This window comes from Thioalkalivibrio sp. ALJ3 (assembly GCF_000377205.1).
Taxonomy (GTDB): domain Bacteria; phylum Pseudomonadota; class Gammaproteobacteria; order Ectothiorhodospirales; family Ectothiorhodospiraceae; genus Thioalkalivibrio.
The window spans coordinates 1-13,911 of the sequence record NZ_KB897906.1 but is presented as its reverse complement, the minus strand read 5'-3'; the positions used below and the strand labels follow the sequence as shown (position 1 = coordinate 13,911).

The following is a 13,911-nucleotide window of genomic DNA, read 5'->3' as shown; positions in this document are numbered from 1 at the left end:
GCCACGTTCCGCGTCCGGTAGCCTGCTGACATGCACACGCCCGAGGACACCGCCGCGCGCAACCGGCTCCCCCAGCGCCTGCAGGCGTGGCTGGGCACCCTGCGCTCGATGGCGATCTACTGGCGACCCGGGCGCCAGGCTGGCCTGCGCCGCCTCTACGCCGGATTCGTGCGGCCCGGTGATCTCGTGTTCGACATCGGCGCCCATATCGGGGATCGCACACGCGCCTTCGCCGCACTCGGGGCGCGCGTGATCGCGCTCGAGCCCCAGCCCCATATCCTGCGGCTGCTCCGCAGGGCTACCGCCAGGCTCCCGGGCGTGCGGATCCGCCGCGAGGCCGTAGGGCCCAAGAATGGTACCGCGCAGCTGGAGGTCAGTCGCAGCACCCCGACCGTCTCCTCGGTCTCCCGGCGCTTCACAAGCGAGATCGCGAAACGCAATCGCAGCTTCCGCAAGGTGACCTGGGACGATCAGGTCGCGGTCCCCATGATCACCCTGGACCACCTCATTGCCGATCACGGTCTGCCGGCCTTTTGCAAGATCGACGTCGAGGGCCTGGAGGCCGAGGTCCTGCGCGGACTGAGCCAGCCCGTCCCGGCGCTGTCTTTCGAGTTCGTCGCCGGGGCCGAGGAGGTCACCGAGGACTGCCTGGAGCAACTGGCCGCCCTGGGTGACTACGAGTACAACCTGATCGTGGGTGAACAGCGCCGCTTCCGATTCGACACCTGGCAGACCGCGGACACCATCCGCTCCTGGCTGGAGCAGCATGTGGAGCGCGTGGGTTCCGGCGACATCTACGCCCGACTGCGCGGGGCTTGACCCGGGCCGCGCTCGCGGACAACGCTGCTTTAATGGACACCCGCACTCTGATCCGCTGGCAGGACCTGACCACCGAGGCCGTCGGAGGCCATGCCCGTCGCGACGCGGTGGTGATACTGCCCATGGCCGCGATCGAGCAGCATGGACCCCACCTGCCGCTGGACACGGACCTGCGCATCGGCATGGGTTTGCTGGACGCGGTGGCGCCACTCCTCCCGAGTGATCTCGAGCCGCTGGTACTGCCGCCAATGGCGATCGCCACCAGCACCGAACATACCCATTTCGCCGGAACACTGAGCCTCACACCGGAAACGGCGCTGGCCGTCTTGCGCGAGATCGGTGCAGCCGTCGCCCACGCCGGCTTTCGCCGCGTGGTGCTGGCCAACAGCCACGGGGGCAACACCGCAATCATGGAACTCGCCGCGCTGGATCTGCGCCGGGCGCATGGCTTGCTGGTCACCAAGCACCATTACTTCCTGCAGCCACTGCCGAAAACCATCGACATCCCCGAACGCGAGTGTCGACATGGCTTGCACGGTGGTCTGATCGAAACGGCCATGATGCGCGTGCTGGCACCGAAACTCGTCCAGATGGACCGAGCGCCGGACGCCCATTCGTTGGGCGAGGATCTCGAGGGCACGACCCGACGCCTGGGCCCCACCGGTGAGACGGCGTTCGCCTGGATGGCGGATGACCTCAATCCAGGCGGCGTGGTGGGGGCCGCCGACCGCGCCACGCCCGAGCTGGGTCAGGCCCTGATCGACCACTACGCCGAAGGCCTGGCGCGCGCGATCACCGATACCGCCGCCTTCCCGATCGAACGCCTCGCCCGCTGAAACCCCGCTTACGCTTTCGGGCGGGCGTAGCGCTCTTCCAGTGCCCCGTACAGCGCGCGCAGCCCCATCGCCTCGCCCCCTTTGGGCCGACCCGGCCGGGCGCGCACGTTGAACGCCATGATGTCGAAGTGCAGCCAGGGCACGTCTTCCGGCACGAATTCCTTCAGGAACAGTCCCGCCGTGATCGCGCCGGCGTAGCCACCGGTCGAGCTGTTGACGATGTCGGCCACGTCGCTGTCCAGCATGTAGCGATACGGTGCATGCAGCGGTAGTGGGCAGACCGGGTCGTCCCAAGCCCTGGCCGGGGCTTCCAGCGACTTCGCCCAGTCATCATCGCTGGCGAATACGGCGCTGATCTCGGTCCCCACCGCGACGCGGGCCGCGCCGGTCAGGGTGGCGAAGTCCACCAGCAGGTCCGGGTGGAAGCTGCCGGCCCGATCCAGCAGATCCGCGAGCACCAGCCGACCTTCCGCGTCGGTATTGTCGACCTCGATCGTCTTGCCATTGCGCGCGGTCAGCACGTCGCCCGGGCGAAACGCGCGCGAACCCACCGCGTTCTCGACCGCGCCAATCAGTACCGTCAGCCGAACCGGCAGTTCCGTCGCCATGATCAGTCGCGCGAGCCCCAGCACGATCGCCGCACCGCCCATGTCCTTTTTCATCTGGCGCATGGAGTTGCCCGGCTTGAGGTTCAGGCCACCAGAATCGAAACAGACCCCCTTGCCTACCAGCACCACGGACGGCGCATCCGCGGGGCCCCAGGTGAGTTCGATCACCCGCGGGCCATGCGCACTCGCCTCCCCCACCGCATACACGCAGGGGTACGACTTCTCCAGCGCGTCGCTGTCGCTCACCACATGCAGGCTGCAACCAAAGGCCTCGGCCAGTTCGCGCGCGGTCAGGGCGAGGTTCGCGGGCATCATGTCGGCGGCCGGCGTGTTGATCAGATCGCGGGTCATGGCGATGGATTCGATGTAGGCCCCCACCCGCTCGCGGTCGACCGACTCGGGCCAGACCAGCTTGGGCGCCGGCCGATCCTCGGCCGCCCGATAACGGTCGAAGCGGTAGCAGCCGAGGCCCCAGCCGATCGCGGCCTGCTCCTGTGTCGCCGGGTCGAGCCCATCCGTCAGCAGACGATAGTGGCCCGTGGCCAGGGTCTCGGCTGCTACCGCCAGCATCCACAGGGGTATATCGGCATCGAACCCCACCAGAATCGCGGCCAGCTGTCCCTGTTGACCCGGCACGCGCAAAACCTGCCCGTCCTTGCCCTCGAAGCGCCCCGCCTCGGCCCAGGCGCGCCAGGTCGGCGGTGCCGCCTCGAGACGGGCCTCCAGGGTGTCGGCGGTGACGGGTACCAGATCGATGGCGTCGTCGGCGGCTTCAACAAAGGCAGAATCCACGCGGCTTTCCTCCCGAGTCGGTCAAAACGGCCATAATAACGCCCGTTGGCCGTCCCGGCCGGTACACCCACCGCCACAGGATGTGAGCATGTCACCAGCGCTGGAAATTCGCGGCCTGCGCAAGACCTACAAGAACGGATTCGAGGCCCTGAAGGGCATCGATCTGGAGGTGGCGCCCGGGAGTTTCTTCGCCCTGCTCGGGCCGAACGGGGCCGGCAAGTCCACCACCATCGGCATCATCACCTCACTGATCAACAAGACCGCCGGGGAGGTGCGCGTGTTCGGGCACGACCTGGATCGCGACCAACAGGCCGTGAAGCGCTCGATCGGCTTGGTCCCGCAGGAGTTCAATTTCAACAACTTCGAGCCGATCGGCGAGATCGTGGTGAACCAGGCGGGCTACTACGGCATCCCGCGCCACGAGGCCTGGCGCCGCACCGAGCACTACCTGCGCGAGCTGGGGCTTTGGGAGAAGCGCAAAGACATGGCCCGCACCCTGTCCGGCGGGATGAAACGCCGACTCATGATCGCCCGTGCCCTGGTGCACGAACCCAAACTGCTGATCCTGGACGAGCCTACCGCTGGCGTGGACATCGAGCTGCGTCGCTCCATGTGGGATTTCCTCCGGCGCATCAATACCGATGGCCGCAGCATCATCCTCACCACGCATTACCTGGAAGAGGCCGAGTCCCTCTGCCGCAACATCGCAATCATCGATGACGGCCAGATCGTCGAGAACACAACCATGAAACAGCTGCTCGCGAAGCTCGAAACCGAGACCATGGTGCTGGATCTCAGCGAGCCGGTCCTGCAGCTCCCCCGCGACACGGACATCCCGATCCGGCAGATCGACGAACTCACCCTGGAGGCCGACATCCAGCGGGGGCAGCACCTGAACGACCTCTTCCGCACCCTGGACCAGGCGGGGTTGAAGGTTCAGAGCATGCGCAACAAGGCTAATCGTCTGGAAGAATTGTTCCTGCGGATGACACGCAGCGAGCCGGAACCGAGCCATCTTACCCCCGGTGCCGAAGGCGCGACCGAGCAGCCGGAGAATCCACAATGAGCGCGCGTCACCTGCACGACTACTGGGTCGCCTTTCGCACTATTGTGACCAAGGAAGTGCTGCGCTTCGCACGCATCTGGGTGCAGACCATCCTGCCGCCGGTGATCACTACCGCCCTGTACTTCATCATCTTCGGGGGTCTGATCGGCGAGCGCATCGGAGACATGGACGGCTTTCGCTACATGGACTTCATCGTCCCCGGGCTGATCATGCTCGCAGTGATCACCAACAGTTATTCGAACGTGGTCTCGTCCTTCTTTGGCTCGAAGTTCCAGCGCCATATCGAAGAGATGCTGGTTTCGCCGATCCCGAACAGCGTTATCATCCTCGGTTTTGTGTTCGGGGGCGTGGCCCGCGGGCTCAGCGTCGGCGTAGCAGTCCTGCTCGTTTCGCTGTTCTTCAGCCCCCTGAGCATCCACAACATCGGCGTGATGCTGGTCGTCGTCCTGCTCACCTCGATCCTGTTCGCCCTGGGGGGGCTGATCAACGGCGTATTCGCCCGCACCTTCGACGACATCGCGATCGTGCCCACCTTCGTGCTCACTCCCCTGACCTATCTCGGCGGCGTGTTCTATTCGGTCAGCCTGCTCCCCGAGTTCTGGCAGGGCGTATCGATGCTCAACCCGATCCTCTACATGGTGGACGGATTTCGCTACGGCAGTCTCGGCTCCAGCGACTTCCCCATCATGGTCTCGTTTGCCGTAATTGTGGCCTTCATCGCGGTCCTGTACACGGCGGCCCTGATACTTTTGAACAAGGGGATCGGGGTCCGGTCCTGATGCATCACGACAACGCCACCCTGCCCGCGACTCCGCGCAACGTGGGCAAGAGGGGGTTTATTACCGGAAAAAACGTGGTATAAAGCGGAAACTTTTCCGGGCAGAGGCCATATGGGCGTCAAACGAAAGATCCCACCCGTCTTTCTTCTCGGCGCAGCCGGGCTCGCTGTAGCGATCAGCGCCAGTCTTCTTCTCGCTTCTCAGCCCGCCGAAACCTCGCAACCGCTCGATATCGCGGCGTTGCAGGCCGGGGCCAACGGCAAGATGTCGCCGATGGTGCCCACCATTTCCCCCGATGGCCAGAATGGTCAGGCCGAGCGACTCTCCCAGCCAAATGAGCAGGCCGCGGCCGGAACTGCCGGTTCGCACTTCGACGCCAAGGCCACCAAGGTCGCCTACGCAACCGACCTGATCAATGACTCCGGGTTCGACGACGAGACCGACTACCCCACTTCGTACGAAACCTTCGACCTCGACGAAGGCGAGGATCGCGTGGCCGAACAGGACCGCTCGGACTGGAACAACCACAAGCTCAAGAGCGGTGAGCGCCTGACCAGCCTGTGGCAACGGGACTGGGACCTGCCGCTGGCGACCCTCTATCGCCTTCTGGACGATGACGAGAACGCCTCGATCCTCAACCGCATCCGGCCCGGGCAGGAGATCGAATGGCAGGTGGACGAAGAAGGCTACCTGACCCATCTTCGCCTCTGGACCGACCGTGCAAGCGGCTACGAATGGATCCGCGAGGAAGATGGCTGGGACTTCGAGCGCGGCGAGGTCGAAAACGGGCGCGAGATCAGCCACATGGTGATCAGCGCCGAGATTGAGGGCAATGTGTCCGCCGCATTGGCACAACGTACGGACCTCTCGCCACGCGCGGCGGGCGCCATCGCCGTGCTGCTGGATCGCTACCTCCCGGTGCGTACCCAGGCCCGCTCCGGTGACGAGTTCACCCTGCTGCTGGAAATGGAAACCCTGGTCGGCGACGACACCCCGCACAATCTTCGCCTGCTGGCCTTCGACTACGAAGGACAGCGCATCTCGGTACGTGCGGCCCGCAACTCCAATGGCCGCTTCTACACGCCGGACGGTGAGAGCCTGCTGCCACCATTCGATCGTCGTCCGTTCTCGGGCAATTACCGTATCAGTTCCGGTTTTGACCCACGCCGACGCCACCCGGTCACGGGCCGCGTAGCACCGCATTCCGGGACGGATTTCGCCATGCCGATCGGCACTCCAATCAATGCCCCCGCGGACGGCCGCGTCACCCGTGTGGAGAACCATCCATACGCGGGTCGCTTTATCGTGATCGAGCATGGGCAGGGCTACTCTACCCGGTATCTCCACCTGCACCGCCAACTGGTCAGCGTAGGCGACACCGTAAAGCGCGGCGAGCGCATCGCCCTGTCCGGCAATACAGGGCGCTCGACCGGGCCACACCTGCACTACGAGATCCATGTGAACAATCAGCCACGCGACCCGATGCGCGTGGAACTGCCGGAAAGCGAGTCCCTCGCGGGCGAGGAACTGGAGAAGTTCAAGGGCCTGAGCCAGACCCTCCTGGCGCAGCTCGACAACGGCGTGCGCAACACGCAGGTCGCGTTCACTCCCTACGACGAGTTGCTGGCTCAGTAACACGAAGGTCGAACAACGCGCCCCAGTAGGGCGCGCCTTCATGGTCACTCCCGTACACTCGCCTGCCATCCCCTGTGAGCCACTTTCGCCAGCACAACTCGTCTGGCGTGATGGTCGCCCCTACGCACCGCAGTACCAGGACGCCTACTTCGGATCGGACGACCCCAGGGCCGAGGCTCGAGAAGTCTTCATCGAAGCCAATGATCTACCGCGACGCTTCGCGAGCGGCGGGTGCTTTGCAGTCGGAGAAACCGGTTTCGGCACGGGCCTGAACATCCTGCTCGCACTGCAGGAGTGGCGGCAGCATGCACCGCCCGGTGCTTTTCTCTCCCTGCTGAGCCTCGAAGCCCACCCGCTGTCGCCAGGCAGCCTGGAGGAAGTCCACCAACACCTGGGGCTGGATGACGCCGATGCGCGAGCCCTGCGGGCGCAGTATCCGCCTGCGGTCACGGGCCTGCACCGGATCGTTTTCCCCGATGCGCGAGCCGTGCTGACGCTCGGTCTGGGGGATGCGGCCCCATTGCTTGCACAGCTTCGCGGTGGCATTGATGCCTGGTTCCTGGACGGTTTTGCGCCACGATCGAACCCCGGCCTGTGGAACACGGCGGTCTTTCGTCAGATCGCCCGGCTTTCACACCCTGGCGCGACCTTTGGCACCTATACCGCCGCGGGACAGGTGCGCAGGGACCTGGAGGCCGTCGGATTTGCGGTGGAACGTGCCCCGGGGCATGGCGGCAAACGCGAACGCCTCAAGGGGCGGTATGCGGGCCTGCCGCCCGCGAGAGCCGAATGCCCCCGCGTTGCGGTCGTGGGCGCAGGTCTCGCGGGGCTTGCGACCGCATTCGCTCTGCAGCAAAGAGGCTGCGACGTGCGACTGTTCGATCCCGCCGGGACCGGCGGCGGCGCATCGGGCAACCCGGCTGCTGTCCTGTTGCCGAATCCGCACTTCAGGGACACCGAGTTGAACCACCTGGCGCTGGCCGGGATGCGCTCGACCCGTGCCCTGCTGGCCGAGATCACCCGGCAGACCGGGATCAACCCCGTGCTGGCGGAAGGGGTCTCGTTTCATGGTGTCAGCGCACACGGTCGAAAGCGTGTTCAGCGCCTGCTGCGCGCGGGTCGGGAACACACCGGCTGCCTGTTCGACCTTGAGGTGGGCCCAAACTCGGGACCCGAGCCACGCCTCTACTATCCTGCAGGGTGCGGCCTTGACCTGGCGCAATTCTGCACGGCGCTTGCACAGCTGCTCCCCACCGTCGAAGCCCAAAGAGTTACGGGTCTGCAGGCTGCCGGCGAAGGCCTGCGCCTGGTGACCGAAGAAGGCGAAGCGAACGAGCCTTCGACGCCATGGGATCATGTAGTGGTTGCTACAGCGGCGCCCGGTACCCGTCCCCTGTGCCCTGAACTGAAACAGGTGTCCACCGTGTCCGGACAGATGACCCGGATTCGTGCCCCGCTGCCGGACTGGGGCGGACAGGTCTCGACGGGACAGGGCTACTGCATCCCCCTAGGCCCCGGCGAGGCCTGGATCGGCGCCACTTATCGGCGCACGCAACCACCACATCCGCGGCATACCCTGCCTGATACCACTCCCCGTGCCGAGGACGACCAGCTCAATCTGGAACATCTGAGCTGGGTCCCGGGGCTTGATGATCCGACCAAGATCGAGACGCTGAGCCGCTGGACTGGAACGCGCGCCGTGGTTCGTGATCGCTTGCCACTGGCCGGCGCCAGCAGCCGTAACCCCGACCAACGGGTATGGTTGAACGCGGCTCACGGATCGCGCGGGCTCCTGTACGCACCGCTCGCGGCCGAACTACTGGCCGATCGACTGCTGGGATTGCCAGAGCCCCTGCTGGACAGTACCGCAAGCCGCCTCGACCCGCAGCGTAGCCTGTCCTAGGCGCCTTCAACGAGGCATCTCTTACCGGTGGTTTGCCGACTGCGGGCTGTTTTGGTTGGGAATGGACACGTCGTCCGCGAGGGCCACGTCATTGCGCCCCTGGGCCTTCACGCGATACATGGCCCGATCGGCCGCGATCATCAAATCGGAGAGATGCCGGCCCGCATCGGGATAGAAGGCGACGCCGATACTCGAGGTAAGCTCCAACTCCACAGCATCGTCAGGTCCTGTGTGGATCTCGAACCTACTGTCCAGATCCTGCCTCACCCGTTCGGCCAGGTGCTGTCCCTCTTCGCGTTCATCCAGCGGCGCGGTTAGGACGATGAACTCGTCGCCCCCGAGCCGCACCAGCACATCGTCCGGACGCAAGTGCGCTTTCAACCGTTCGGCAACTCGCCGCAGGAGTTGATCGCCCACCGCATGGCCGTGACGATCGTTCACCGGCTTGAAATGGTCAAGATCGATGAACAGTAGCGCCAGACGGCCCCCCTGGCGATCTGCGCGGGCGGCCAGTCGTGGAAATGCCCGTTCCAGTGCCGCGCGGTTGGCCATCCCGGTTAGCGGGTCCTCCCAGGCCATCGTCTTCAACCGCGCCTCCAGCTCACGCCTTTCCGTGACATCCAGGGAATGCCATACGACTGCCGGCAGATCGTCCACGGACCGTGCCAATGGTCGAATCCGTGCCTCGAACCACCGTACCGCGGGCCCGTCCTCAACAAGCCCCAGATTCATCAGCACGTCACCATCCAGACGGTACTCATACGTCTGCAACGTGTCCTCCTCGATCGCGCGGTGTACCACCTCGAGAAACCGTCCGGCCAACTCCGATGGCAGCAACTGGTCCAGCCGTTGACCGACAAGTGGTACGGCTGGCGACAAGCGATGGCAGGTGTCACCAAATATGCGCCGAATCGTGCCCACAGAATCCACCACCAGGGCATAACCCGGAATGGCCTCGAACATCGCCTCCTGGAGGTCACGGGCAGCGGTCAGGGCATCGAACAACAGTCGATTCTCGTGCACATCTACAAACGTCAACAGCAAGGCGTGACCCTCGCCCCAGTCGACGGGCACCCAGCGCAACAGGAAATACCGATAGTCTCCCTGCCCCAGACGAATGCGAACCTCCTGACCATGCGTTTCCGGGTCTGTGTCCGCGAAATCCAGTTGCGGTGGCAGTCGATCCAGATCATCCGGATGAACCAGGTCCAGCCGTTCGAGCTCCGTATCGACCGGCGGCTGATATCCCAGCATTCGGGAAAAGGCCGGATTGGCCCAGAGCATGCGTCGGCCGGATACCACGAGCGTCGGGTCCTCCAGGCGATTGACCAGCCCCCGATAGCGATCCAGGTCGCGGCGCCTTTGCTGCAGGCCCGTCCCCACCCGATACGCGTACCCTCCGACCGCAAGGGCGCCCACCAGGCCCAGGGCCCACCAGGCCACGGGACGATCGGTACCCGCATGAGCGGGGTCCAGTTCGGCCAGGAGCTGCCATTCGCCTCCGGGGAAGCGAATGTGGTGCTGGTATGGGGCATCGTCATCGAGGTCGTGGGGATTGTAGAAGAACGGGCCGGAGTCGCCCGCGCCGTCGCGACCTCGCAGCGCCACTCGCAGCAAATCCATCCGGTCATGGATACCCGCTTTATCCAGCAACACTTCAAAATCAAGCGCTATGCTGCTAATCGTCATAGCCTGATCCGACCCAGCGTCGACCAAACCCCATGGTTCATCCTGGACCGGGCCGGTATCCACAGGGGCGCGCACCAACAAACCCCAACCGCCTTGAACCAGGGGCCAGGGACCTGCCACCACGGGCTCGCGTTCCCGCAATACCCGATAGAACGAAGCCGCCTGCTCCGGGTGAGCCCCAATGTCGAGTCCCACGACCGGCTCGTTGCCCTCAAGGGGATAGACAAACTCGATGACCGGGCCCCTGGCCAGAGTCAGGGAGAGCATCAGATCTTCGTGCCCACGATGAATGCGCTCGGCGACGCGTTCGAACTCACTGCTCTCCATCTCGGGATGGGCGTAGGCGTAGGCGGCCAGCCCGATGGTCGAATGCACCAGCCCGTTGATCAGGCTTTCCACTTGCGTGCGCAAACTGGCCAGTTCGCTTGCAACGGTCGCGCTCTGGCGTTCGGTCAGCTCGCTCTTCCAGGCACGGTCAATAAGCAAGAACAGCCCGAGGAACACGATGGCCGCCAGCACGCCCACAACCAATGGGCCCGATGTGGACTGGCCACCCGAATCCCTGTGGAGACGCGCTGTTTTCTTGTCTGATTCGCGCGGGTGTGCGCTGTCATCCATGCCCAAGCCTGTCACAACCTGCCGAGTTCCCACTATGCGCCCAAAACGTCGCAGGGGGAACGATGAGATCAGTGCTTACACACAGGCGCAGGAAAATCCATCTCGAATGGATGTTCGAGCCAGAAACTTCATGCGGAGATATCAATCATGGTGGGGGCGGCCGGACTCGAACCGGCACAGCCTTGCGGCCGAGGCATTTTAAGTGCCTTGCGTCTACCCGTTCCGCCACGCCCCCGGAGACTCGCATCATACCGGCTAAGCCGGCCGGCTGTGGAGTGTCAGTCGGACGGCCCGTTCCCCTGTGAGACATCCGCCATCTCCGCGATGGGGAGCGGGATGTGCAGTGCAGCGGCCATGGCGCGCAGCAATTCGATCTCGGCCACCTGGACACCACCGCCACGCTGAACGGTCGCCAACATGGCCTCCACCAGCGTGCGCTTGTCCTTGACCCGCAGTTGATCGAGTCGTTCCAGGGCCTTGTCCAGCACCGTCGCCCAGGCACTGCCGGCGGTGGCCTGCTCCAGCTCGGGGGGAGTTTCGGACTCCAGAGGCATGATCCCCGTCAGCGCCGCCACGCCGGCATTGAACGCCGTAACCGCCGCTTCGGGATCTTCCGGGTGGCCGTGATGGGCCAGAACCGCGAGCACGTAGCGTGCCTGACCACTGTTGTCGGCCAGCCGACGGCGGCCGCCAGAACGGGCCTGCGAGGGACGTTCGATATCCCGTAGCTGACGCCGTACAAGCCGCCCGAGCGCATATTCGAAAGCCGACACCCGGCCATCGGCCTGGATCAGTTCGTCCACAAGCCCCGACAGGACCTCCCGTTCCTGTGGTGGGTGCCGGCGCAGCACGGGGAAGGCCATCTCGAGGAGTGGAATGCGCAGGTCCGGGCTGAGCTCCGGCACCTCCTGCAGCAGTTCGCGTACGCGCTTCTCGCTGTCTTCGCCGCGCGCCTCGAGGATGCGCATCAGCTGGGTATCCCGCACCTCGGTATCAGGGGAGATCAGCAGGTACAGAACCGCCTCGGCAGCCCAGCGGTCGGAGTGCACCGAGCGTTCCAGGACGCTCGGCACCGCGGCGACCAGGAACCCGGCCCCGAGGATATGCGCCAGTCCGGGATCGCCGATCGCGTCGAGCAGGGCCTCGGGGTGCAGCCCCAGCCCACCCCCGGCCTTCGGCTCGGCCTGTTCGCGGGCAGCTTCCGCCTCCTGCTCCTCGCGGCGGCGCCGCGCATCGTCCTGCATGCGCTTGTGCAGCGCCTTGAGTTCCGATGGATCGAAACCCGGCTCGATCTTGCGGATGCGATCCTCCAGCGGCGGATGGGTCGCGAACATCCGGCCCAGGCCGCCATTGACGAACAGCATGTGCCCGACCTCTTCGCTGTCCGCGTTGAGCCCGGAGTAGCTGGCCCCGATCTTCTTCAGCGCCCCGGCAATGCCTTCCGGCTGGCGCGTGAATTGCACCGCCGAGGCATCCGCCAGGTATTCACGCTGGCGCGAAACCGACGCCCGGATCCAGCGGCCGAAGAACAGACCGATGTAGCCGACGATCATCAGTACCAGGCCCGCGACCACGATTCCACCCGCGTTGCGGTTGTTACGGGACAAGCGCATCGCCAGCAGCACGCGCTGCCCGATCAGGGCCATTACCAGGATCCCGAACAGCATCCCGACCAGACGAATGTTCATGCGCATATCGCCATTGAGGATATGCCCGAACTCGTGGGCGACCACGCCCTGCAACTCGTCCCGGTTCAGGTGTTCCAGCGCGCCGCGCGTCACCGCGACCGCGGCATCGGACGGCGAATACCCGGCGGCAAAGGCGTTGATACCCGGTTCCTGCTCCAGCACGTAGACCTCGGGCACCGGCACACCCGAGGCAATCGCGACCTCTTCCACCACGTTCATCAGGCGTCGACGCAACGGGTCCCGGGTATCCCCTTCGACCCGCGTCCCCCCGAGCTCGCGCGCAACCGCCCCGCCGCCATCGCGCAGGCTCAGCATGCGATAGAGACTCCCCAGACCGATCAGGCCCACGGTGAACGCGCTGGTCCAGCCGACCACGTCCAGGTTGTCGCGGAGAAACTCCCGGGTCAGCCAGGGCTCGCCCGGTTCGGTTGCCTGGGCCTGGCCGAACAGCACCAGCGCGATCAGGTTCATCACCACCACAATCGCCAGCACGGCCAGCATGAACAGGCCCAGCAGCAAGCGCGTGCGCCGCTGGGCACGGTCCTGATGTTCAAAGAAATTCATGCCCTGTCCCTAGGAAAAGTTGACCTCGACCGGCTCGCGCTTCTGCGGGTCCTCGATCTCCAGCAATTGCGCCGGGCGGAAGGCGAAGTTGTTGGCGATCAGGGTATTCGGGAACATCTCGCGCAGGATGTTGTACTGCATCACGGCGTCGTTGTAGCCCTGACGCGCGAAGGCCACCCGGTTCTCGGTACTCGTCAGCTCCTCGGAGAGCTGCATCATGTTCTCGTTCGCCTTCAGGTCCGGGTAGTTCTCGGACAGGGCGAACAGCCGCCCCAACGCGCCGGACAGGCCCTGCTCGGCCCCGGAAAGCTGGCGCACGGCCTCGGTGTTCGTGGGGTCCCCGCCCACCTGCTTCAGGCGGTCCATCGCCTGATTGCGCGCCTGGATCACCGCCTCCAGCGTGTCGCGTTCATGGCTCATGTAGCGTTCCGCGACCTTCACCAGGTTGGGAATCAGGTCGTAGCGCCGCGTCAGCTGGACGTCGATCTGGGCAAACGCGTTCTTGTAGCGGTTGCGCGCTGTCACCAGCCGGTTGTACGTCCAGACCGCCCAGACCACGAGCAGCACCACAATCGCGATCAGCACCCATTCCATGCCGGCTTCTCCCTTGACAGGCAAACTGCTGAGTTTACGCACGATCAGCCCTGTCGGCGAACATCCCTACCGGCAAGGGCACGCGGAAGCAGGGAGCCAAATCCCTGACATTCGAACGTCCGCTTGACCGAAACGCCACACACAAAAAAAGCTACACGCAAAATTCAGCTTACAAGGCCCACCCTAGGGAGACGCTGATTTAATCGCACGTCCGCGTTGGTGCCCCCTGTTTTCCGAGACAAGGCGCGTCGTGCAGCGGGTAGTGGTTCTACCCGCAAGCGGCGCAACGCAGGATCGGGGAACAGGGGGCACCAACCCCA

The 13,911-nt window shown here is 64.9% G+C and carries 10 protein-coding genes and 1 tRNA gene; 6 read left to right on the top strand and 5 right to left on the bottom strand.

The features are described 5' to 3' along the window. Nucleotides 1-30: 30 nt before the first annotated feature. Together C935_RS0104255 and C935_RS0104250 are read left to right on the top strand one after the other, a co-directional pair. Complete coding sequence (locus C935_RS0104255; RefSeq protein ID WP_018861273.1) at nt 31-819, top strand: FkbM family methyltransferase; 789 nt, start codon at nt 31-33, stop codon at nt 817-819. Between the two features lie 32 nt (nt 820-851). Beyond that, the gene (locus C935_RS0104250) at nt 852-1,655 is read left to right on the top strand and encodes a creatininase family protein (protein ID WP_018861272.1); all 804 of its coding nucleotides are present in this window, start codon (nt 852-854) and stop codon (nt 1,653-1,655) included. 8 nt (nt 1,656-1,663) lie between these two features. Here C935_RS0104250 and C935_RS0104245 read toward each other — a convergent pair whose 3' ends face one another. After that, on the bottom strand, nt 1,664-3,055 hold the full coding sequence (locus C935_RS0104245) for a M17 family metallopeptidase (protein WP_018861271.1): 1,392 nt from the start codon (nt 3,053-3,055) through the stop codon (nt 1,664-1,666). 88 nt (nt 3,056-3,143) lie between these two features. On the opposite strand from C935_RS0104245, the gene C935_RS0104240 reads away from it, so the two are divergent. The 4 genes from C935_RS0104240 to mnmD all read left to right on the top strand — a co-directional run bounded on the left by C935_RS0104240 (nt 3,144) and on the right by mnmD (nt 8,438). After that, nucleotides 3,144-4,121, top strand: a complete 978-nt coding sequence (locus tag C935_RS0104240; protein ID WP_018861270.1) for an ABC transporter ATP-binding protein — start codon at nt 3,144-3,146, stop codon at nt 4,119-4,121. Continuing rightward, on the top strand, nt 4,118-4,900 hold the full coding sequence (locus C935_RS0104235) for an ABC transporter permease (protein WP_018861269.1): 783 nt from the start codon (nt 4,118-4,120) through the stop codon (nt 4,898-4,900). The genes C935_RS0104240 and C935_RS0104235 overlap by 4 nt, the downstream gene beginning before the upstream one ends. A gap of 111 nt (nt 4,901-5,011) precedes the next feature. Further along, the gene (locus C935_RS0104230) at nt 5,012-6,535 is read left to right on the top strand and encodes a peptidoglycan DD-metalloendopeptidase family protein (protein WP_369771389.1); all 1,524 of its coding nucleotides are present in this window, start codon (nt 5,012-5,014) and stop codon (nt 6,533-6,535) included. A 40-nt stretch (nt 6,536-6,575) separates the two neighbouring features. Continuing rightward, on the top strand, nt 6,576-8,438 hold the full coding sequence (mnmD, locus tag C935_RS0104225) for a tRNA (5-methylaminomethyl-2-thiouridine)(34)-methyltransferase MnmD (RefSeq protein WP_018861267.1): 1,863 nt from the start codon (nt 6,576-6,578) through the stop codon (nt 8,436-8,438). 21 nt (nt 8,439-8,459) lie between these two features. On the opposite strand, the gene C935_RS0104220 is transcribed toward mnmD, so the two are convergent. From C935_RS0104220 to C935_RS0104205, 4 genes are all read right to left on the bottom strand, one after another. Then, nucleotides 8,460-10,745, bottom strand: a complete 2,286-nt coding sequence (locus C935_RS0104220; RefSeq protein WP_026278630.1) for a diguanylate cyclase — start codon at nt 10,743-10,745, stop codon at nt 8,460-8,462. A gap of 148 nt (nt 10,746-10,893) precedes the next feature. Beyond that, nucleotides 10,894-10,980 (bottom strand) — tRNA-Leu (locus tag C935_RS0104215). Nucleotides 10,981-11,023: 43 nt separating this feature from the next. Then, nucleotides 11,024-12,997 (bottom strand): M48 family metallopeptidase, encoded by a 1,974-nt coding sequence (locus tag C935_RS0104210; RefSeq protein ID WP_018861265.1) that lies wholly within the window; start codon nt 12,995-12,997, stop codon nt 11,024-11,026. Nucleotides 12,998-13,006: 9 nt separating this feature from the next. Further along, nucleotides 13,007-13,591: a LemA family protein gene (locus C935_RS0104205; RefSeq protein ID WP_018139689.1), complete on the bottom strand. Its 585-nt coding sequence runs from the start codon at nt 13,589-13,591 to the stop codon at nt 13,007-13,009. Between the last annotated feature and the right edge of the window lie 320 nt (nt 13,592-13,911).

Excerpts from the sequence above, each read along its gene's own strand:
- C935_RS0104255 (WP_018861273.1), top strand. The coding sequence starts at position 31 with ATGCACACGCCCGAGGACACCGCCGCGCGCAACCGGCTCCCCCAGCGC.
- C935_RS0104240 (WP_018861270.1), top strand. The coding sequence starts at position 3,144 with ATGTCACCAGCGCTGGAAATTCGCGGCCTGCGCAAGACCTACAAGAAC.
- C935_RS0104235 (WP_018861269.1), top strand. The coding sequence starts at position 4,118 with ATGAGCGCGCGTCACCTGCACGACTACTGGGTCGCCTTTCGCACTATT.
- mnmD (WP_018861267.1), top strand. The coding sequence starts at position 6,576 with ATGGTCACTCCCGTACACTCGCCTGCCATCCCCTGTGAGCCACTTTCG.
- C935_RS0104205 (WP_018139689.1), bottom strand. The coding sequence starts at position 13,591 with ATGGAATGGGTGCTGATCGCGATTGTGGTGCTGCTCGTGGTCTGGGCG.
- C935_RS0104230 (WP_369771389.1), top strand. The coding sequence starts at position 5,012 with ATGGGCGTCAAACGAAAGATCCCACCCGTCTTTCTTCTCGGCGCAGCC.
- C935_RS0104220 (WP_026278630.1), bottom strand. The coding sequence starts at position 10,745 with ATGGATGACAGCGCACACCCGCGCGAATCAGACAAGAAAACAGCGCGT.
- C935_RS0104210 (WP_018861265.1), bottom strand. The coding sequence starts at position 12,997 with ATGAATTTCTTTGAACATCAGGACCGTGCCCAGCGGCGCACGCGCTTG.
- C935_RS0104250 (WP_018861272.1), top strand. The coding sequence starts at position 852 with ATGGACACCCGCACTCTGATCCGCTGGCAGGACCTGACCACCGAGGCC.